Source organism: Bradyrhizobium sp. th-b2, assembly GCF_000426785.1.
Taxonomy (GTDB): domain Bacteria; phylum Pseudomonadota; class Alphaproteobacteria; order Rhizobiales; family Xanthobacteraceae; genus Bradyrhizobium; species Bradyrhizobium septentrionale.
Map to the genome: position 1 here is coordinate 125853 of NZ_AUGA01000017.1, position 20103 is coordinate 145955.

Below are 20103 nucleotides of genomic sequence, written 5' to 3' on the forward strand. Positions count from 1 at the left end.
CCATGCTCAGCCCATCGATCAACGTCGCCAACAGCCTGCTGGCCCAGGCGTTCAACGAGATATTGCGGCTCGACAGCTATTCGATCAGCGCGAGCGGCACGACCATCGGCGTGCTGGTGAAGGACCCCGACTGGCTGGCGCCGGTGCGCAACCGGGTCGGCATGTTGGGGCAGGCCGGCGCGAAATGGATCGAGGACAAGCCCTCGGTCTGGGGACCGGTGCTGACGCAGTTCAGCAACTATGGCAGCGCCTTCGCCGGTGTGGCCGATGCCAAGGCCACCACAAGCGATCAGTGGATCAAGTTGCTGAAGGAGGTTCTGCTCAGCCAGCTCAACAAGTCGATCGACGCCACGAACATCGCGGCGACGGCGCTGCAAGGCCACTATCAGGCTTTCAAGAACATCCAGCCGTTGCTGGAGAGCAGCATCAATGCGGGGTGGGCCGAGCTGCAGGACGAAGAGCAGCAGATGGTCAAGATCGCCGCGCAGCTCACGCGTCTTGAGGATCTGGTCGGCTCGCTCCAGGATTCCATCACCGCGGGCGACATCAGCACCGGCCAGAGCGTGGTCACGACCACGGTGAAGACACTCTACAACGTCGCCACCGGGGTCGGCGAATCCTTCTCCTTCCTCGGGATGGCCGCCGCCGCCTTCACCGTCGGAAAATTCTATTACGACATCATCACCAAGACCGCCGCGGTCGGCGAGACCTTGCAGCAGATCGCCAAGCTCCAGATCGAGGCGAGCGAGGAGGCGCAGGCTGCCGCCGGCACCAAGCTCGTGCTGCGGCTGCTCTACAATCTCGAGCTGACATTCGGACGCATCGTCGACGTGATGCCCCAGATCGTAACGATGTGGAGCACCGAGCGCGACAAGGTGCAGCAGGCGATCCAGGCGCTTCAAGCCGGCGCCGACCCGGCGACCTATTTCGACATCTTCACCATCCCGATCGCGAACGCGAACTGGCAGGCGATCAGCAAGTTCGCAATCGCAATACCGGCGACCAAGACCACGGTCGGGCCGCCTGTGACCCTGGATCCGCAGCACCCAATCGCAACCTAGCACCGAGCAGGAGAGAGATCATGATGGCACTAGCAAAACTGAAAGTAAAAGCAGCGCCGAAATTGGCGGCGACCACCAAGCTCGAGACCCAAACCCAATCGGCCTTCGTAATCTTGTCATTGATCACCCAGGCGTGTCACGGCATCCTGAACACGGTGTTCGTGCCGCCGTCGCCCAAGCCGAGTTGGTTCGACGATCTCAACAGCAAGCTCGACGTCGCCAAGACGCACGCGCAGGACTGGATCGACAATATCGGGCCCAGCGTCACCGGCGGCGTTCCGGTGCAGGTCATCAACTACGGCACGACCTATTCGGCCATCACCGGCACGATCCAGTCGATCGTTAACGCACACCCGGACGCACAAGGCGCCGATAACCCCTACGTCAAGCAGGTTCATGAGCTGGTTGCCGCGCTGGAGCAGTCGGTGCAGGTCATCGTCACCAATGCCAACACCACACAGACGCTGATGAAGAACTGGGGCGACCTGATGCAGGCGTCGCACGACGCCCTGACCTCGGGTGCGGTCAGCATTCAGAAGGCGGAAGCGGATCTAAGCGCCGACATCAGCAAGATGAACGAAGCGATCAAGGTGCTCAACGACACCATTCATAACGAGAATATCGCGATCGCGGCGTCCGCCGGCGGCATCGCCATTGGATTGCTTCTCCTGGTGGTGGGTATCGCGCTCGCGCCTGAAACGGGCGGCGCCAGCCTCCTTGTTGCCGGCACCGGCGGCTTGCTGGTCGTCGGTGGCGCCGTGACGTGGGGCGTCATGCAGAGCAAGATCAACAAGCAATTCGACGAGATCGCCCAGGACCAGAAGGAGCTGGACGACGACAAGCGTCAGATGGTCGCCCTGCAGGGGCTGGGCTCCGCCTCGAGCCAGGCGATCCAGTACATCACCGACGCCAGCAACGCGCTGTCCGACTTCCGCACCAGCTGGACTGTGTTCCAGGGCGAACTGCAGGGCGTGCTGGCGAAGCTTGAATCGGCTGAAGCGGCGCTCAGCACCATCGTGGCGGGTGCTTTCACCACCGCTGCAGCCTCGGAATGGGCCGATGCGACGTCGTTTGCGCAGGGGCTGGTCAATGCCCCCGTTTCATATCCGGCCAAGGAACTGGCGATGGACGGCAAAGCCGCTTGATCATCTCGCGGGCACCGCCGCCTGCCGGCGGTGCCCGCCTTGCTTGAAAGGAATTCGTCATGTCGAACGACAAGCCAGGCGGCGAACCGGATGTGGGCGGCTTGGGCAGGCTAACTTCTGCGTCCAAGGCGAGCTTCGAGGGTCTCGCCGCGGTCACTGCAGCCTGCCATGGTTTGCTCAACGCGCCGCTGATCCCGCCGTCGCCAAAACCCGACTGGTTCGACGACCTCAACAGCAAGCTCGATGCCGCCAAGGCGCAGGCGCAGAAGTGGATCGACAATATCGCGCCTGATGTCACCGGCGCAGTTCTGGTGCTGGTCATCAACCATGGCACGACGTTTTCGGCGATCTCTTCACAGGTCAGCTCGATTGCGGCTGATCATCCGGATGCGCGGGGCGCAGGCGATCCCTTCGTTGAAGTCGGGCTCGAACTCACCGGCCCACTGGATCAGTCATTGCACGTAACCGTCGCCGGCCTCGAAACGAGGCTCGCAACGATCAATGCATGGGGAGAGACCATGCATGCCCGCGATGCTGCGCTGCGCGCGGCGGCGGACCAATCGCCTGACGCAAAAGCCGCAGCGGCGCTTGCGCTGTCTGCCGCCGAGCAGGTGCTGGGCTCGACCGGCGATGCACTGGCGCATCTGCGTGAGCTCATCGGTGCCTGGGGCGAGCTTCGGAATGCGATGCGCGATGCATTGGCGGAGCTTAGGGCGGGCAAGGTCACGCTGGGCACGTTCGCGGCCAACACTTTCGGCGCGGCCACGCAGGCCGAATGGGCCGCTGCCACGCAGTTCGCGCAGAAGCTGGCGACCGCCCCGATCGGAATCCCCGGCAGGGCTGCGTAACAGAGGGGAGACGAGATGCCTTTCAGCGGTGCGGCGACGAATGCGGAGATCGACGCGAGCATGGGCGCGATCGTGCTGCTCAACTCGTCCTGCCAGGCGGTGATCGAGGCCGAGATCGCGGAGGTCGCTTCCCCCTGGTACGATCAGCTCGACCAGGAGCTCGGCGCCGCCGAGAACCTGGTCGTCGGCTGGCGCCGCAGCGGAGTGCTGTATTTCCAGACCGACATCCTCGATACGATTGCCGCCGCCGGGCAGGCGTTTGTGGCGGCCGCGCCGCAGATCGACGCTCTGTTTGCCGCGCTCGAGCAACGCTTCTCGGCCGGCGGCAAGGCCGAACTGATCACCGCGATGCAGGCGCTTGAGCCGCCGATCCAGGCCATGATCGGACAGATCGCGGACTATCTCGGCAAGCTCCAGGCGTTCGAGCAGGCGATGCTGCAGGCCGACCAGGCGATGCGCAACACGGTCGGGCAGGTACAGGCCCAGGAGCAGCAGATTCAGGGCGAGATCGACGCGATCAACAACCAGATCAAGCTGCTCAACGTGCAAATCCAGACCGACCGCGAGGCGATCGCACGGGCGAAAGCCGCGCGCACGCGCGGCATCATCGAAACCATCTTCGGTGTCGTGTTCGCGCCGCTGACCGGCGGCGCGTCGCTGATCCTGGCCGGCATCGGCGTGGCCTCGATCGCCGAAGCCGAGGGCCAGATCAATGCCATGCAATCGGAGATATCGGGCTACCAGCAGAAGATCGCCTCTGATCAGTCGGCGCTCAGCGACGATCAAAGGATCGTCGCAACGCTGGGCGCGCTCACCATGAGCACCGGGCTCGTGCTGAGCGATATGGCGATGATCGAGAACGCGCTTGATTCGCTCCGGACCGGCTGGACCGCTCTGGACGGTGAGCTCGGCGGCGTGATCGCCAAGCTGCAGGCCGCGACGTCGGCGGCAGACCTCATCGTCATTCAGGCCTGGTACACCGCTGCTTGCACCGAGTGGAATTTGATCGACAGCCACGTCGCCGACCTTACCGGGCGGCAGATCGACACCAGCCGGGTGAGAATTGGTTGAGCGTCCCGGACTTGAGCGTCCGGGACTTGGGCATCCCGGACTTGGGCGGTGCGATAGCTGATTCCTGTCAGTTGAAGCTCAGCAGCTTGAAGAGCGGTGTGAGGTAGGACATTTCCTGGCCCGACGTCGGCGTGGTGCGGCTGACGAAGTCGAAGATCTTGCCGTCCTTCAGGCCGTAATTGGCGAGCCGGCGCACCTGCCGGTTCTTGTCGAAATAAACCGCGATCACGCGCTGGTCGACCACCCGCTGGTTCATGAAGGCGACCGGGCGCGAGGTCCGCTGCGAGATGTAATAGAACACCTCGCCGTCCAGTGTTGCGACGGTCGAGGGCGTGCCGAGCACGATCAGCACCTGATCCTGGCTCGCGCCGATCGGGATCTGCTCGAGCGCCCCTTCAGGCAGGATATAGCCCTTCTGGAATTGTTCGCCGGCGCAGCCGCCGAGAGCGGCGCAGACCAGGCCAATTACGGCGATCGCGCGAAAGCGCGTGAGGAACCCGCGCGCGGAAGCGGCGCGAGACTGTCGTGGAAGAGTGTGGTTCATCGGCGGAACTGATCCGTCCCCTTGCATCGGCCGTGGCATTGACGTACCGGGCAGCTCAATGGATTGCAATCATGCCGCGCTCCAATGGGCGACCGCTCAACAGGTGTCCTTTGGGGGGCCGGCAGCCGGAACCCGTCATGCTTTGGCCGTTCAATCACTTCAGAAGACCCCCGGTGCCCGCGCGCAGCACCATTGAGACCATCTATGGCATGATCGTGACGCAGGCGCGAGAACCGTTATTTTACCGTGACTTGGGCGTTCCCGACACGGTTAACGGCCGTTTTGACCTGCTTCTGATGCATCTCTGGCTGGTGCTGCGGCGATTAAAGTCCGCCGAGGGCGGCGTGGGGCTGTCGCAGGCACTGTTCGATCATTTCTGCATCGACATGGACGACAACCTGCGGGAAATGGGCGTCGGCGACCTCACGGTGCCCAAGCGCATGCAGGCATTCGGCGAGGCCTTCTACGGCCGTACCGCGGCCTACGACCTGGCGCTGACCGACAGCGAGGAGGCCCTGGCCCAGTCGTTCTGCAAGAACATCCTCAACGGCCAGAATATCGACCAGGCGCGCGAACTGGCCGCCTATGCCAAGGGGGCAATGGCGGTGCTTGATCACACCGACCTCCCGGCGCTGACCAGGGGCGCGTGGCGCTTTCCCGCGCCGCAGGCTGCGGGGACGGCGGCATGAGCGGCGGGACCACAGGACGGCCCGATGCCGTGCGGGACCCTTGGCGCGTTCTCGTCAACGTCGCGCAAATCCCGGAGACCGGCCTGCATCGCGAGATCGTAGCCGACGACGCGGTGCGCAAGGCGATGGCCGAGGCCGCGGAGTTGCGCGAGGTGATCTCGGCGCACGCGACGTTCGATCTGCAGCCCAAGCGCGACGGCAGCTGCCACGTCACCGGCAGGGTTTCGGCGAGGGTCGGGCAGACCTGCGTGGTGACGCTCGATCCGATCGAGAACGAGATCATCGAGCCGATCGATGTGATGTTCGCGCCGCCCGAGCAGATCCCGGAAATGGCCGATCTGGTCGACGACGCCGAGGCCGGCGATGAGGAAGCGCCGGATCCGCCGGAGCCGATCATCGGCGGCTTCATCGACATCGGCCGGCTCGCCACCGATGCGCTGTTTCTCGGCATAGACCCGTATCCGCGCAAGGCGGACGCGGTCTTTGAACCGGAGGTTGAAGCGCCTGATCCGGAAAATCATCCCTTTGCCGCGCTGAAAGCGCTCAAGGAAAAGCCTAACGGCAAGAAGCCCAAGGGCAGTTGAGGGCGGCCAAGGGCAGCTTTTTTGTTTTGACGCGTTTTCTTGACGCGAACCGAGATCCACTTCGCTCGAAAACGCCCTGAAGCCACATATGAGGGGATGGCTTGCTTGCACGGCTTCGCGAGGGGCATCGGTCGTCACTTCAAATAAATGTCGCAATGCGTTGAAATATAATATATTTCTGGTATGTTGGATGTGTTGCGTGGCGGGTTTGGCGGCTCGGTCGTTTGCGGTCAAGAGGTTGTGTCGGACCGCGGAAACGCTATTGTCGCGGCCCGGCCGGGACGCGAGTTGGTGTTTGGCCGCGCGCCGTTGACAGCGGTGACTTCAAGCTCGCGGCCTGCGTTGAAGGGCTGTGGGAGAGCAGGTTTCCGGGACGTTCATGCCTCAAAAGGTTCGAATCGCGCTTGACGCCATGGGGGGCGATGTCGGCGCATCGGTGGTCATTCCCGGCGCCGCGATCTCGTTGAGTCGTCACCCCGGCAGTGAATTCCTGCTGGTCGGGGACCAGGCCCAGATCGAGCCGGAGCTCGCGAAGCATCCTGCGCTCAAGGCAGTATCGAAGGTGATCCATACCGACGTCGCCGTGAAGAATGACGAGAAGCCGAGCCAGGCGCTGCGGCGGACCCGCAGGGCGTCGTCGATGTGGCTGGCGATCGATGCGGTGAAGCATGGCGAGGCCGATGTCGCGGTCTCCGCCGGCAACTCCGGCGCGCTGATGGCGATGGGCAGCATCAATCTGCGGACGCTGCCCGGCGTCGACCGCCCGGCGCTCGCCGCGGTGTGGCCGACGCTGCGGGGCGATTCGGTGGTGCTTGATCTCGGCGCCTCGATCGGCGGCGACGCCCACCATCTGGCGACGCTCGCGGTGATGGGCAGCGCGATGGCGAGCGTGCTGTTCAACCTCGAACGGCCGACCGTCGGCCTGCTCAATATCGGGTCCGAGGAGATCAAGGGCCACGGCGAAATCCGCGAGGCGGCCGAGATGCTGCGCGCGATGAACTCGAACCAGTTCGACTATATCGGCTTTGTCGAGGGCGACGCGATCGGCAAGGGGCTCGCCGACGTCATCGTGTCGGAAGGTTTCAGCGGCAATATCGCGCTCAAGGCCGCCGAGGGAACCGCGCGCCAGATGTTCACGCTGCTGCGCGAGGCGATGTCGTCGAGCTGGCTGGCGCGGATCGGCTATCTGTTTGCCCGCGGCGCATTCCAGAAGCTGCGCGACAAGCTCGATCCCAACAAGTCGAATGGCGGCCTGCTGCTCGGCCTGAACGGCGTGGTGGTCAAGAGCCATGGCGGCATCAACGCGGAAGGCTTTGCCTATGCGGTGGATGTTGGCTATGAGATGGCCCACTACGATCTCCTCACCAAGATCAATCAGATGCTCAACCGCGACGGCAGCGCCCTGGTAAAGGCGCCGACCGCGCAGGAGGCTGTCTCGTGACTGCGATACGTTCGGTAGTGCTCGGCTGCGGCTCATATTTGCCGGAGCGGGTTTTGACCAATGCCGAACTGGCCAGCCGGATCGACACGTCGGATGACTGGATCGTGCAGCGCACCGGCATCAGCGAGCGCCATATCGCCGCAGATGACGAGTTCACCTCGCATCTCGCGATCAATGCGGCGCGCGCCGCGCTCGCCGATGCCAACATCGACGCCCAGTCGATCGACCTGATCGTGCTGGCGACCTCGACGCCGGACAATACCTTTCCGGCCACCGCGGTCGCGGTCCAGCACGGGCTCGGCATCAACCATGGCGTGGCCTTCGACCTGCAGGCGGTGTGCTCGGGCTTCGTCTTTGCGCTGACCACCGCCGACAATTTCCTGCGCGCCGGCCACCACAACCGGGCGCTGGTGATCGGTGCCGAAACCTTCTCGCGCATCCTCGACTGGAACGACCGCGGCACCTGCGTGCTGTTCGGTGATGGCGCCGGCGCGGTCGTGCTGGAGGCGCAGCCTCATTCCGGCACGACCGACGATCCCGGCGTGTTGACGACGCATCTGCGCTCCGACGGGCGCCACAAGTCGAAGCTGTTCGTCGATGGCGGTCCCGGCTCGACCAGGACGGTCGGATATCTCCGGATGGAGGGCCGCGAGGTGTTCAAGCACGCCGTCGGCATGATCACCGATGTGATCGTCGATGCGTTCAACGCCACCGGCTTTTCCGCCGACGACATCACCTGGTTCATTCCGCATCAGGCCAACAAGCGAATCATCGATGCCTCGGCCCACAAGCTGCATATTGCACCGCAGAAAGTGGTCTTGACGGTCGACAAGCACGGCAACACGTCGGCGGCCTCGATCCCGCTGGCGCTGTCGGTCGCCGTGAAGGACGGACGCGTCAAGAAGGGCGATCTGGTGCTGTTTGAGGCGATGGGCGGCGGCTTCACCTGGGGCTCGGCGCTCGTGCGCTGGTAGCGCGTCATTAAAGAGTGCCAACAGGTTGCCGGTATCTTTCCGGCGTCCGGATGCTGGTCGCTGTTGACCATTGCGCGCTAAGCTTTTAATTTCAGTCAAGAAATTGTTCGCCGAGAGTGCGGGGCAGGCGATGACCACGGGAACCGGAAAAACAGTTACGCGTGTCGATTTGTGTGAGGCGGTCTACCAAAAGGTAGGCCTGTCGCGCACGGAATCGTCGGCATTTGTCGAGTTGGTGCTGAAGGAGATCACCGATTGCCTGGAAAAGGGCGAGACGGTGAAGCTGTCGTCATTCGGCTCCTTCATGGTGCGCAAGAAGGGCCAGCGTATCGGGCGCAATCCAAAGACCGGCACCGAGGTGCCGATCTCGCCGCGGCGGGTGATGGTGTTCAAGCCGTCGGCGATCCTGAAGCAGCGGATCAATGGCCATGCTGTCACCAATGGCGACGGCAGCAAGGCCGACTAGAGCGTTTTCAAGCGAAGTGGATACCGGTTCGCGTGAAGAAAACGCGCCAAAACTAGAATCTGGAGCTCCGTTTCGATTCAATCGGAACGGAAAGGGTTCTAGCCATTGAGGCGAGAGGAGCGGGCATTTGGACAAGGCGCCGGATGCGTTCCGTACCATCAGCGAAGTCGCTGACGAGCTTGATATTCCCCAGCATGTGCTGAGGTTCTGGGAAACGCGCTTCGCGCAGATCAAGCCGATGAAGCGCAGCGGCGGCCGCCGCTATTATCGCCCTGACGACGTCGACCTGCTCAAGGGCATCCGCCGGCTGCTCTATGGCGAGGGCTATACGATCCGCGGCGTGCAGCGGATCCTCAAAGAGCATGGCATCAAGTCGGTGCAGGGCATCGCCGACCAGACGGCGGCGGTCTCGTTCGGCGCGGTCGAGGAGGCGGTCGGCAACAGCATGGCCGAGCCCGACGAACTCGAGAGCAATGACGGCCTCGATTTCGACGGCGAGGAGGGCGACGGCGACGAGCAGGGAATCGACTACCGATTCGTCAATCCCGACGAGGATCCGATCCTGTCGACCTACAAGGCGCATGCCCACCCGGGCAAGGCGTCCGCGCAGCCGGGCAAGGCGTCGGCTGCGGCGCCGCCGGTGCGCCCCTCCGTTCCTTCGGCCGATCGCGAGCGGCTCGAACGCGTGCTGCAGGAACTGGTCGCTTGCCGGCAGATGATCGACGCGGCGATGAAGGACGGCTGAGTCGGGGAACCGGGGTCCCGATTGCAGCCCTCAAAGGCCTGCTTTGCCTTGCGCGAACGCAGGATCGCAGCTAATGGAACGGCATCGGAGCGTGGCGCAGCCCGGTTAGCGCACTAGTCTGGGAGACTAGGGGTCGGAGGTTCAAATCCTCTCGCTCCGACCAAAATAACCAAGCAAATACAGATGCTTGGTGAAGCGGTCGAAAACCCAATCATCTCCCAAATCACCCCTGGGTCAGGAATAGGTCAGGAAATCGAAAGAGCGTGTTGAGCGCTGTTGAGATCTCCTGAAAAGAAAATCGCCAGCGCGAGGCTGGCGACTGTCCATCTTAGGCGACCTTCTGGTCGAGTTGGCGCTGCCACTCGATCACCTCATCGAGGTACCAGGCAATGCGCCCGGTCGCGATCGGGCGGGGCTTCGGGAAGTCGCCTGCCTCCACCTGCCGGAACAGCGTCGCTCTGCTGAAGGGGACCTTGGCGAGCACCTGCTTGATGCTGATCATCTGGCGGAGTTCGTTGTCCTGCTTCACGGGCTCGGGGGTATCGGTCATCACTTCCTCTGTCATGTTCGTCGCTCTCGGCAGGCTCCAAGGATCTCGCGAGCCTCTTCGTTCTCTCCATAGTCGCAACCGCCGCAGCGGCTGCAGGTGTGGACTGGCACCGAGCAGCAGCAGTCCTCTGAGCACCCGGCGTTGCAGCCGCCGACGTGCTTCATGTCGTGCTGACCCATCTCTCGGCAGGTCGCGGTCTTGGCGATCCCTTCGAGCCGGGCGACCTCGGCTCGGGCCGCCTCAATCTGCTCGGTCAAGTTCACTGACCATCTCCAGGCCGAAGTCGGTTCTGGTCGCGCGAGTTGCCGATCCAGCAATTGGTCACTCCGACGTAACCTCGGATGTCCCTGTAATGCAGGTCAGCCTCTGGTTGGCTGGAATAGGGGCCGACCTGGAAGTCCTTCCCGTTGATGGTGTAGTTGACGTAGTGCTGCTGGCTCATTGCTTTTTCCCGAAGACTGAATTGACGGTCGGCTCGTTGGCCCGCGGCTCCGTGGACCAGCTCTTGATCGTGTTCTTGTGATGGGGGTTGCCCAGGCCTCGGACGTGGAAGTCCTGCGCCTGGCGGGCTCGGTTGAGCTTAGCCACCATCACCTTGAATCCCGCTATGACCGCCTCGTCCTGCGACCGGAAGACCTTGGGCTTGCCGTCCGTGCCGTTCACCCACATCGGCGGCTCGCCCGGGATGCCGAAGGTCGCGTGGTAGAGACCATCGACCTCTCGGTGGCTGACCCCCGTCGAATAGTAGGAGTTGGCGATCTTCGTCATGCAGCCATCCTGTAGATGTCCCGTTCGATGAACTTGCGGTTCTGGTTCCAGCAAAGTTTCCCGTGCATCTCGGGCTGCTGCCAGTGCTCGACCCGCCATTCGCCGTACGGCCCCTGCTGTCCTGCGATGCGGCGGTTTGGCGTGGGTGCTCGGCCGGCGAAGCGTGAAGGGGGCGGGCGCCAACCAGGTCGGCGTAGAGCACGAGATCCTTGCTGACCAAGGGCGTCTTGCCCTCGTGCGTCAGGTAAGAGGTGCGGGCACAGTGGGCGACGGAGATCTTCTTCTGCGTCTCCAGATCCAGCCATTCCTGCTCGTACTCTGTCACGAAAGGCAAATGCCACTGACCGGGCTGCAAGCGTTGCGGTTCGCTGTCTGCAAATGCATCCTTGATGGCGACTGCAAGCGCCTGGATTTCCGGCTGGGCGTCCTTGTGGTCGCGCAGCTCGAAGAAGTTGTCCCAGTCGGTCGCCGTGATTCAGCACGTTGATGTGCGCGAAGGGCTCCAGCAGTCGGTTCACGATCTGCTTGTGGTAGTCCGCTTCTGCATAGGCACTTGCGATTGCGATTGCGATTGCGTTGTCGCGAGCCAAGAGCCAGGCCTGCTCGGGAGACAGCAGCGAGCCCATCTTCGAGATGTTGTGGAAGCTATTGTGGAAGGGGTTCTTGATGTAGGCGTCCCCCGGACCGTCAGCCTGCATACCCTTCTTGTTCCGTCCGAACTCGATCGGCATCGCGGTGTCGCGCAGGATGTCATCGATCAGACGCTGAACGGGGATGGCACGCGAGCTGGAAGCGTTCCGTGACAGGTTGCGGTCGTACATCAGGCCATCGTTGATCTCGATGATCATGTCGGGCGCGGAGCTGAGGATGCGGTGGGTCAGCTCTTTGGCGTGGATGAACCGCGGGTAACGCGCGAGCACCGTTTTCAGTTCGATTTGCTCAGGCGAAATCGAATGCAAAATCTTCTTTGCAGAGATCGTCATAGACTTGCAGTTCCTTCCAGGATGCGTTTAGCTTCGTGTTCGCTGTCATAGGGGCCGGCTGCATCCCAGCAGTAGTCTTCGCCATCGGCCCCATGTCGCCGTTGTCGAGTGGCTCCATGTGCAGGATCCACCAGCCGGACTGCTCTTCCCCGACTTCCTCCGGCGGAAGAAATTTCACGAGGGTTCTTGATTGCGACTCGGTCATTCAAACGGCCTCGGGCGGGACTGGGATGGACTTCAGGAGCAGGTCAACCTGGGCCTTGAGCTGTCGAATCTCGTCCCGCTGCCCACGGTTTTCAAAAAGCTTCTCGTTGTTGGACGTAATCAGCTCCTTGATGCGGTCCTCAGCGAACGCGGCATCGACAAACGATTCCTCGATCGCCTGCAGCAGACGCGGTAGCGACGTCATCAGGCCGGTCAGGAACCTGGCGCGCTCGGCCGCTTCAGGGGTGTTGCCAGTCATCGCAAGCACAAGTCCGGTCTCGGAATTGCGCACGAAATGCATCACCGTCTTTTCCGGCATATCGATCCGGCCTCGAGTCTTTTCGAGATGAGTCTTCATCTCGTCCAGGTGCTCGACGTCGGTGAGTTCGGCCGAGCCTGCCCATTCGGGGTTCTCGACGAACCTCAGGAACTTGCGCGCCTCGCGGATGAACGAGAGCAGCTCCTGTGCTGTGTTCTGCTTGTCTGACATTTCCTCACTCCAAAATTCCCAAACGAAAAAGACGGCCGCCCCGAAGGGCGACCGCCGTAGCCAATCCGTTATTGCGGCTTGGCGAGCTTCTGGATGTCGGGCTTCGCAGCGTTGAAGCCGCGGAGGATCTTGTTGTCGTCGTCCTCGTGAGCGTTGATCCAATCGACGTTGGCGACGAACACCGCATCGACCTGCACCGTGCCGACCGACTTCGTGCCGTAGATCGTGCCGGACGGCTGGATGCGCGGGTAGGTGTCGGCGGGGATCTCGCCGTAGGTGTAGACAGCTTGGCCGCGAGCGTCCTTCGCCGTCTTGGTCATGTCTCGGTCATCGGTGCCGACCAGGATCACGGCATCGCCAGCCTTCTGCACCTCGTTCTTGATGAACGGCGCGTTCAGAGCGGTCACGATGAGGCCGCACTGGACCAGCGAACCGTCAGCGACGGCCGAGATCATGCGGTCACCCGAGAGCGGCGACGTGCTGACCTTGCCGTAGCGGTCCTTGTCCGCCATGACGAAGCCGGACCAGGTGGTGTAGCCGCCCGATCCGTCCTGGCCGACCGCCACGGTCATGTCCTTCTTGAGGTTCACCATGCGGCCCAGGTCGAACTTGCGGTTGCAGATCATGTGGACCTGCTCCTGGTAGAGCACGCCGGCACGCTCCAGCGTCGAGATGGCCTTCGCGTTGCGCTGCGAATAGACCATCAGGGCGTCTGACTGCACGAAGCCGCCGTCACACTCGCCGGCAACGATCTTGTCGAGGTTGTCGATCGAGCCCTTGGTGTAGACGACGTCAACGCCCTGAGCGCGCTGCTTCAGGTAGTGACCGGCCTTGGCGTAGTTCAGCTCGGCGTTGCCGGTGCAGAGACGGAATTTGGCGTCAGCGGCCTGGGCGGATGCAGTCATCACGCCGAGGGCGAGAGCTGCGAGCAGAAAGAGCTTCTTCATGTATTCTCCTTTGGTGATCCCAGCTTGTGCAAGGACCGGTTGCATTCAAACAAACGATAGGGGACTAAAAGAACCAGCGGCGGATCGAGTACCGCTTGGTGATCTTGATGGTGATGGTGATGAGGTAAAGAACGCCCATCGTCGGCAGGATGTGGTTGAAAGCGAGTAGGGCGACGCCGTACATGGCTAGTCCTCGGCGATGTTCGGCAGACCCGTCTCCGGGTTGTACTTCTGGTCGGGCCGGCGGGCGAGGCGGGTCGGGTCGACGCCGTCCATCAACAGCCGCTTGATCTCCTGGATCATGAAGCAGACGCCGACGACGCCGTTCGGGATGTCGGTGCCGTAGCTGCGGAAACCGCTCCAATCCTGCGGATAGATCGCCGGCACGACATGGAATGCATCCGCGTTGGCCTTGCGGCGATCCTTCATCGCCTTGGCGCTGCCGGCATCGAACAGTTGCCCGTTCTGGATGTCGGAGCGCTCATTCGCTTCGCCCCACATACCGTTCTGCAGGGCCAGCTCGGCCATGATCATCTCGATGGCCGTCTTCTCAGCTTCAATTGCGTCCAAAGTCACTTCTCCTTTTGCAGTGGATTTGCATTCGGGCGCACGAAAAAGCAAGCGAAAACTCGCTGGCTTAGTACTTTTTTCCGCCCTTCTTCACGCGGTTTTCGGCCTTGTGGTCTGGTCGGACCAGATTGAAGGCAGACTTCTCACGGGCTGCTGCACCGAGGTTCAGCGCCAGGGCGCCACCGAGGTCGCCGATGCGGATCAGGGCGTCTGCCAACTCGACCTCGAGTCCCTTGCGGTGGGGCAGCTTGTCGTCCATCAGATCCTTGCGGTCGGCTTCCATCGCCTCGCAGATCTCGCTGACGGTCAGTAGCAGCTTGGTGGGGACGATCAGTTCCTTCTTGCGAAGGTCTTCTCCGGTGGCCGGGTCGGTCCACCAGTGCTTGTTTATCTTGTGGCAGATAGCCACGAGGGCGTTGACCGATCTTTCCAGCTCGATCAGGTCTGCCTCTGTGAAGTTGTCGTTCGCAACAGTCATGATGCCTCTTTGAAACGGAACTCGTCAGCCAGGTCCTGGAACATCCGGACCACATCCTTTTGGTGACGACCTGCCTGGTCGTTCCAGTCGAACGGGTGCTTGCCCAGCTGACCCTTGATCAATGGGACGAAGCGCGCATACGCACTCCGGTCTTCGATGCCAGCAGCTCGGCGGATCGCTCCCTCGATGTCAAAGGAACGAGCTTCCCTGCTGAAAACAGGGACCGGCTTACCCTGCCGATCCCTCGCGCATACCTTCTGTGTCCACCTTCCGGGCTTGGAAAACAGCAACAGGCACCGCTCCACGATTTCGAGTTCGGTGAACATTGCGCTTGCTGAACTCCCATTCGAACGCGGCGATCCGATTGATGTCGCGGTGACCGAGCCTCATGAGGTCGAACGCCAGGTGATGCATGGGGACTCTCGACGGGAGTGTCACGAAATCAGGCGGCGTGTAGACCGCCTGATCCGTTTCCTTATCGATGATCCAGAGGCGCTTGTGCCTCTTGGCAACCTTTAGCTGCACCCGGTGGTCTCGCCGCACGTCTCGCACTTGAGGCAGGTGCCGTTCCGCACCATAGTGAAGCTGGAGCAGTTGCTGCAGCAGTCCCCGGTGTAGCCGGACATCTTCGCGATAGACCGCTGGTCGGGCAGGGCTTCCTTGACCTGCGAAGCGATCTTCTCCAGAGCAGCATCGGACGCTTCAGCCACGTTGACCGTGACCGAGCCGATGTTGTTGATCACCTGAGGCGCCCGCGCACCGCCGGGACCAACCGAGGTGTTCTCGCTATCGTCAGGGGTGACGTGAGCCAGATCCTCGCGGCCGAGGTAGTTGATGCCGATGTCGCGCCAGATCCAGTCGATGATCGACGTCGCGCTCTTGATCCGATCGTGCGACTGGACGAAGCCAGCCGGCTCGAACTTGAAGAACGTGAAGGCGTCGACATACTCCTCGACCGGCACGCCATACTGGAGGCCGATGCTGACCGCGATCGCATAGGCGTTCATCATCGAGCGGAAGGCTGCGCCCTCCTTGTGCATGTCGATGAACATCTCGCCCAAGCGACCGTCGCCGTACTCGCCCGTCCGCAGGTAGACCTTGTGTCCTGCCACGATGGACTTCTGCGTGTAACCCCGGCGCTTGTCCGGCATGCGCTCCCGCTTGCGGACCAGCTTCTCGACCACCTTGACGACGTCCTGCTTGACCTCAGCGACCGTCTCTTCCTCCACTTCCTGATCGTCGATCAGGGCAGAGCTGAGCGGCTGGGACAGCTTCGAGCCGTCGCGATAGATCGCGTTGGCCTTCAGACCCAGCTTCCACGACGACATGTACGCCTTCTTGACGTCCACGATCGAGGCGTCCGAGGGCATGTTGATCGTCTTGCTGATCGCACCCGAGATGAACGGCTGAACCGCAGCCATCATCTGGATGTGGCCCTTCGTCGATATGGAGCGCTTACCGATTTTGCCACAGGGGTTGGCGCAGTCGAACACCGGCAGATCCACCTCAGCCAGACCCGGAGCACCCTCCAGTGTCATGGTTCCGCAGACCTCGGTGTTCGCCTTCTCGATCTCCTCGTCGGTGAAGCCGAGCTTCGTCCAGTCCGCCAGGAAGCGGATGTCGAAAGCCGACCGCACGGCCGACTCGGAGATTTCGATGCCTGCGCCGCGGGCAACGGTCTCAAAGTGGACCGGCAGACGACCCGTTCCGGTCGCATACAGCACCATCGCTTCGATCTCGGCCTTCTCGTAGCCGAGCTGCGTCAGAGCCGAACGGACCGACTGGTTGATGATCTTGAAATAGCCGCCGCCGGCCAGCTTCTTGAACTTCACCAAGGCGTAGTCCGGCTCGATGCCCGTCGTGTCGCAGTCCATCACGAGGCCGATGGTCCCGGTCGGAGCGATCACTGACACCTGCGCATTGCGGAAGCCATGCACAGACCCCATCTCGACGACCTCTGACCAGATCTCGCTGGCACGACCCGCCAGACCTGCCTGGTACTCGTTGATCCAGTCGAGACCGACTGGCTCGATCGACAGGCCCTCGTATGCCGCTTTGCCGTTCTCAGATGCAGCGTAATGATTGTGCATCACCCGCATCATCGATTCAGCGTTTTCGCTGTATCGTGCGAACGTCCCCATCTCCTCGGCCATTTCGGCTGAGGTGCGGTAGGCGATGCCCGTCATGATGGCGGAGATCGCTCCAGCGAAGGCACGGGCCTCGTCTGAGTCGTAGGCGAGACCGGCCGACATCAGCAGGCCGCCGATGTTGGCGAAGCCGATCCCAAGCGTCCGATACTCGAACGACTTGAGCGCGATCTCCTTCGACGGAAACTGCGCCATGTAGACCGAGATCTCCAACATGATGGTGATCAGCCGGCAGGCGTGCTCGAAACTCGCGTCCTCGAACACCAGCGGGTTGTCGCCGCCGCGCGAGACGAACTTCATCAGGTTGGCCGAGGCCAGGTTGCACGCCGTGTCGTCCAGGAACATGTACTCGGAGCACGGGTTCGACGCGCGGATCGGTCCGGCGGCCGGGCAGGTGTGCCACTCGTTCATGGTCGTGTTGAAGTGCAGACCGGGGTCTGCCGACTCCCAGGCGGCCTGACAGATCTGGTCCCATAGATCCCGGGCCTTCACCGTCTTGATGACCGTGCCGTCCGTGCGACCGATCAGGTCCCAGTCATGGCCGAGCTGGACAGCCTCCAGGAAGTCGTTGGTCACGGACACCGTGTTGTTCGAGTTCTGACCCGACACGGTCTCATAGGCCTGCGACTGCCAGTCGACGTCGAACTCGGGGAAGCTGAACTGCTCACCCTGTTCCGCGAGATCGATGACGCGCTTGATGTAGGACTCGGGAACGAAAGCGCCCTTGGCGGACCGGATGGCCTGCTTCAGGTGACCTTCGGACTTCGGATCGGTCTTGGCGAGAAAGACCTCGTGAAGCACCCGCTTCGTTGCCTTGGAGCCCGCCACCAGAGCGGCGACCTTCTTCTCTTCCTCGACCTTCCAGCCGACGTACTCCTCGATGTCGGGGTGATCGACATCGACGACGACCATCTTGGCCGCGCGCCGCGTCGTGCCGCCCGACTTGATCGCGCCGGCAGCCCGGTCACCGATCTTGAGGAAGGACATCATGCCGGATGACGTGCCGCCGCCCGACAGCTTCTCGCCCTTGCCGCGCAGGTTCGAGAAGTTGGTGCCGGTGCCGGAGCCGTACTTGAACAGGCGGGCCTCTCGGAGCCACAGGTCCATGATGCCGCCGTCCTGGATCAGGTTGTCGCCGATCGACTGGATGAAGCAGGCGTGCGGCTGCGGGCGCTCGTAGGCCGAGGTTGATGCAACTACCGCCGGATCTGAGCTACCGAGATCGCACAGACCAGATTTGTCATCATCGACATAGAAGTGACCCTGGGCCGGACCGTCGATGCCGTACGCCCAACGCAGGCCGGTGTTGAACCACTGCGGCGAGTTCGGCGCAAACATCTGGCTGGCCAGCATGAAACGCATCTCGTCGAAGAACGCGAGAGCGTTCGCTTCCGCGTCCTCGTCGAGGTCTGCGCGGGTGACGTACATGCTCATGGTGCCCGGACGGAAATAGCCACCCTTCCATCCCCAGTAGGTCCAGCAGCCGGCGAGGCGGTCGAACACCTGCTTGGCGGAGGACTCGGAGGTGATGAAGTGCAGCTCCTCGCCGATCGGATAGGGCTCGCCACAGCTTCGCTGCAGCCAGACCGGCACACCATCCTCGGCGACCTTGATCAGAAACTTCGGCACGCCGGCCTTACGGAAATACTTCTGCGCCAGCACATCGACCGCGACCTGCGACCACGATTCCGGCACCTCGATGCCTTCCAGGCGGAAGACGACAGAGCCATCCGGATTCTTGATCTCGCTGGTCGCCGTGCGCCAGGCGATCAGGTCGTACGGGGAGATGCCCGCCTTCGTGTATCGTCGTTCAATTCTCATTCTTTACTCGTCTTTGGGAAGGAAAACGCAGTACGGCCAGTCGGCCGGGAGCGGGTCGTATTCAGACGTCGGCTTTGACGGCGGCGCCCATTGCTCGACGCGGTAGATGTTGCCGGTCGCGGTCTTGAAGACGTTGGGCTCAAGCTCTTCGAGGACCTTGGCCGTGTAGATGAGCCAGCCATCGCGGTACTGGCCCTTGATGTCGCCCCAGATCGTGCCGCGCAGAGAGAAGCCGCCGGACGGGATGGAGAGGCGCTGAGCCTTCATCAGCTTGCCGCGGACGCGCATCATCCGCCCCGTTTCGTCGAGCGGTAGGGGTACGCCTTGCCGCGGGGGAGGCGCTCTTCGTACTTCAGCGGCACAAACCTGACCGGCAGAGCGCTCAGCTCCTTGAGCAGCGCCTGGTACTGCTTGGTGTCGGCGTCATCCTCGGGATTGAGTGCCTTGAGCTTCAGGACGAGGTCGTCGACGGTCTTCGATTCCGCAGACGTGAGGCAGCGCGTGGCGTGGATGGCGCTGCCGTACGAGCGGTAGGTGTACTTCTGCTTCACCTGGCGCGGCGTCGACTGGCGGTTCAGCAGCAAGCCAAATGCTCGCAGGATGCTGTCCTGGGTGCTTCTGATTTCCATAGTTCTGTCTTCTCCTTTTTGCATTCAAGCAAGCGTAACGACATGGCTCTGATGCGACGTCTGATCTGTTGTCGTGCGTAGTTGGCGGAGTAGGGGGTTCGAGGAGACACGGCGACCGGCACCGACATCCACTTGCCCCTTACCTGAAACTCGATGAGGTGATGCCTCCTGTCGCGGCCGAATTTGAACGACTCGATCTCGCCGTCCTCCATCAGCTTTTCAGCGACCTTCTTCACCTCGCGAACGTGATTCTCCATTCTTCCCCCTTTTCGGAAACGGCCTCTTCGGCCATGTCGTCTTGCGTCGACGCGGCTCAGGCGTCTCCACATCGGGGTCCACCTTGGCCAGCATTCGACGTCTGAACTCTTCGGTGTCTTTTGCTATCCGCTTGGTGCGGGCGATCTCGGTGACGTCGCCGCGGGTCAGCTCCTCGCTGGAGCCGAACGTCTTCTTCGCGTGACAGTCGACGTGCTTTGCGAAGATGAACTCCGGATCGTTGGATCTCGGGGTCACATCCTTGGCTTCAGCGTCCCAGCATCGCAGTTGGATGGCGGGGACGTGATCGAATTGGGTGTCGACGAGCTTGCCCAGCCGTTCGCCGCACGACGTGCATAGGCTGTGCTGTCTGATGACCACCTCCAGCTTAACGGTGACCGGGATGGCCTTCCGGAAGCCTGGAGGAGGGGCAAGATCGAGGACTGCTTGCATTCCTTTTGCATATTTGCATTCAAGCAAACAGTCAAGCAGAAAGACGCTTCACCCTGGCGTCGTAGACAGCGAGGCCGAACTCGGTCACCTGTCCATGACCATCAGCGAAACCCTTGCGGATAAGGGCCTCCAGAGTGCGCCGCTCGCGTCTGGTTTTGGCCACGGCGCCGATCGGAATGTCGGACTGCTTCATCCAGGGCCGCTGGGTCGGAACCCAGTGGTCCAGGAAACGGAGTTGCG

The 20103-nt window shown here is 62.2% G+C and carries 26 protein-coding genes and 1 tRNA gene; 11 read left to right on the forward strand and 16 right to left on the reverse strand.

Annotated elements, in window-relative coordinates:
• Positions 1 to 2 precede the first annotated feature (2 nt).
• The 4 genes from K359_RS0121295 to K359_RS52600 are packed head-to-tail and all read left to right on the forward strand — an operon-like array spanning position 3 to position 4125.
• Positions 3 to 1061 (forward strand): hypothetical protein, encoded by a 1059-nt coding sequence (locus K359_RS0121295; protein WP_029081142.1) that lies wholly within the window; start codon positions 3 to 5, stop codon positions 1059 to 1061.
• A gap of 20 nt (positions 1062 to 1081) precedes the next feature.
• On the forward strand, positions 1082 to 2206 hold the full coding sequence (locus K359_RS0121300; RefSeq protein ID WP_084518466.1) for an HBL/NHE enterotoxin family protein: 1125 nt from the start codon (positions 1082 to 1084) through the stop codon (positions 2204 to 2206).
• Positions 2207 to 2265: 59 nt separating this feature from the next.
• Complete coding sequence (locus tag K359_RS0121305; protein WP_029081144.1) at positions 2266 to 3054, forward strand: hypothetical protein; 789 nt, start codon at positions 2266 to 2268, stop codon at positions 3052 to 3054.
• A 15-nt stretch (positions 3055 to 3069) separates the two neighbouring features.
• On the forward strand, positions 3070 to 4125 hold the full coding sequence (locus tag K359_RS52600) for a hypothetical protein (protein WP_051346250.1): 1056 nt from the start codon (positions 3070 to 3072) through the stop codon (positions 4123 to 4125).
• Positions 4126 to 4192: 67 nt separating this feature from the next.
• On the opposite strand, the gene K359_RS0121315 is transcribed toward K359_RS52600, so the two are convergent.
• Positions 4193 to 4669, reverse strand: a complete 477-nt coding sequence (locus K359_RS0121315) for an outer membrane protein assembly factor BamE (RefSeq protein ID WP_029081145.1) — start codon at positions 4667 to 4669, stop codon at positions 4193 to 4195.
• Positions 4670 to 4806: 137 nt separating this feature from the next.
• On the opposite strand from K359_RS0121315, the gene K359_RS0121320 reads away from it, so the two are divergent.
• The 7 genes from K359_RS0121320 to K359_RS0121350 all read left to right on the forward strand — a co-directional run bounded on the left by K359_RS0121320 (position 4807) and on the right by K359_RS0121350 (position 9731).
• Entirely contained in the window at positions 4807 to 5358 is a 552-nt protein-coding gene (locus K359_RS0121320) for a ubiquinol-cytochrome C chaperone family protein (protein ID WP_029081146.1), read from the forward strand.
• Complete coding sequence (locus tag K359_RS0121325) at positions 5355 to 5942, forward strand: DUF177 domain-containing protein (protein WP_029081147.1); 588 nt, start codon at positions 5355 to 5357, stop codon at positions 5940 to 5942. Before K359_RS0121320 ends, K359_RS0121325 begins: the two co-directional genes overlap by 4 nt.
• A 379-nt stretch (positions 5943 to 6321) precedes the next feature.
• Positions 6322 to 7383, forward strand: a complete 1062-nt coding sequence (gene plsX / locus K359_RS0121330; protein ID WP_029081148.1) for a phosphate acyltransferase PlsX — start codon at positions 6322 to 6324, stop codon at positions 7381 to 7383.
• The gene (locus K359_RS0121335) at positions 7380 to 8357 is read left to right on the forward strand and encodes a beta-ketoacyl-ACP synthase III (protein WP_029081149.1); all 978 of its coding nucleotides are present in this window, start codon (positions 7380 to 7382) and stop codon (positions 8355 to 8357) included. Before plsX ends, K359_RS0121335 begins: the two co-directional genes overlap by 4 nt.
• A gap of 130 nt (positions 8358 to 8487) precedes the next feature.
• On the forward strand, positions 8488 to 8823 hold the full coding sequence (locus K359_RS0121340) for an integration host factor subunit alpha (protein ID WP_021079083.1): 336 nt from the start codon (positions 8488 to 8490) through the stop codon (positions 8821 to 8823).
• A 127-nt stretch (positions 8824 to 8950) separates the two neighbouring features.
• Positions 8951 to 9568 carry a MerR family transcriptional regulator gene (locus K359_RS0121345; RefSeq protein ID WP_029081150.1) on the forward strand — a complete coding sequence of 206 codons (618 nt, stop codon included), beginning with the start codon at positions 8951 to 8953 and terminating at the stop codon, positions 9566 to 9568.
• Between the two features lie 85 nt (positions 9569 to 9653).
• A tRNA-Pro gene (locus K359_RS0121350) sits at positions 9654 to 9731 on the forward strand.
• Between the two features lie 165 nt (positions 9732 to 9896).
• Here K359_RS0121350 and K359_RS52605 read toward each other — a convergent pair.
• From K359_RS52605 to K359_RS61395, 15 genes are all read right to left on the reverse strand, one after another.
• Positions 9897 to 10118: an AlpA family transcriptional regulator gene (locus K359_RS52605; protein WP_063618945.1), complete on the reverse strand. Its 222-nt coding sequence runs from the start codon at positions 10116 to 10118 to the stop codon at positions 9897 to 9899.
• 259 nt (positions 10119 to 10377) lie between these two features.
• A complete protein-coding gene (locus K359_RS57330) occupies positions 10378 to 10560 on the reverse strand; it encodes a hypothetical protein (protein WP_029081152.1) in 183 nt (60 codons plus the stop codon).
• Complete coding sequence (locus tag K359_RS64495; RefSeq protein WP_029081153.1) at positions 10557 to 10886, reverse strand: hypothetical protein; 330 nt, start codon at positions 10884 to 10886, stop codon at positions 10557 to 10559. Before K359_RS64495 ends, K359_RS57330 begins: the two co-directional genes overlap by 4 nt.
• Positions 10883 to 11869: a hypothetical protein gene (locus tag K359_RS64500; protein WP_245284680.1), complete on the reverse strand. Its 987-nt coding sequence runs from the start codon at positions 11867 to 11869 to the stop codon at positions 10883 to 10885. The genes K359_RS64495 and K359_RS64500 overlap by 4 nt, the downstream gene beginning before the upstream one ends.
• On the reverse strand, positions 11826 to 12074 hold the full coding sequence (locus K359_RS0121380) for a hypothetical protein (RefSeq protein WP_029081154.1): 249 nt from the start codon (positions 12072 to 12074) through the stop codon (positions 11826 to 11828). Before K359_RS0121380 ends, K359_RS64500 begins: the two co-directional genes overlap by 44 nt.
• Complete coding sequence (locus K359_RS0121385) at positions 12075 to 12563, reverse strand: hypothetical protein (protein ID WP_029081155.1); 489 nt, start codon at positions 12561 to 12563, stop codon at positions 12075 to 12077.
• Between the two features lie 68 nt (positions 12564 to 12631).
• On the reverse strand, positions 12632 to 13510 hold the full coding sequence (locus K359_RS0121390; protein WP_029081156.1) for a TAXI family TRAP transporter solute-binding subunit: 879 nt from the start codon (positions 13508 to 13510) through the stop codon (positions 12632 to 12634).
• Positions 13511 to 13696: 186 nt separating this feature from the next.
• Complete coding sequence (locus K359_RS0121400; RefSeq protein WP_029081157.1) at positions 13697 to 14080, reverse strand: hypothetical protein; 384 nt, start codon at positions 14078 to 14080, stop codon at positions 13697 to 13699.
• 67 nt (positions 14081 to 14147) lie between these two features.
• Positions 14148 to 14558, reverse strand: a complete 411-nt coding sequence (locus K359_RS0121405) for a hypothetical protein (RefSeq protein WP_156928596.1) — start codon at positions 14556 to 14558, stop codon at positions 14148 to 14150.
• Positions 14555 to 14884, reverse strand: coding sequence for a hypothetical protein (locus tag K359_RS0121410; RefSeq protein ID WP_029081159.1), 330 nt, complete (start codon positions 14882 to 14884; stop codon positions 14555 to 14557). The genes K359_RS0121405 and K359_RS0121410 overlap by 4 nt, the downstream gene beginning before the upstream one ends.
• A gap of 189 nt (positions 14885 to 15073) precedes the next feature.
• Positions 15074 to 18526 carry an adenosylcobalamin-dependent ribonucleoside-diphosphate reductase gene (locus K359_RS0121415; protein ID WP_029081160.1) on the reverse strand — a complete coding sequence of 1151 codons (3453 nt, stop codon included), beginning with the start codon at positions 18524 to 18526 and terminating at the stop codon, positions 15074 to 15076.
• Between the two features lie 3 nt (positions 18527 to 18529).
• A complete protein-coding gene (locus K359_RS0121420) occupies positions 18530 to 18817 on the reverse strand; it encodes a hypothetical protein (protein WP_029081161.1) in 288 nt (95 codons plus the stop codon).
• Positions 18814 to 19155, reverse strand: coding sequence for a hypothetical protein (locus K359_RS0121425; protein WP_029081162.1), 342 nt, complete (start codon positions 19153 to 19155; stop codon positions 18814 to 18816). Before K359_RS0121425 ends, K359_RS0121420 begins: the two co-directional genes overlap by 4 nt.
• Positions 19156 to 19374: 219 nt before the next feature.
• The gene (locus K359_RS52615; protein WP_051346254.1) at positions 19375 to 19863 is read right to left on the reverse strand and encodes a hypothetical protein; all 489 of its coding nucleotides are present in this window, start codon (positions 19861 to 19863) and stop codon (positions 19375 to 19377) included.
• Positions 19864 to 19894: 31 nt separating this feature from the next.
• The gene (locus K359_RS61395; protein ID WP_156928597.1) at positions 19895 to 20056 is read right to left on the reverse strand and encodes a hypothetical protein; all 162 of its coding nucleotides are present in this window, start codon (positions 20054 to 20056) and stop codon (positions 19895 to 19897) included.
• Positions 20057 to 20103: the final 47 nt, after the last annotated feature.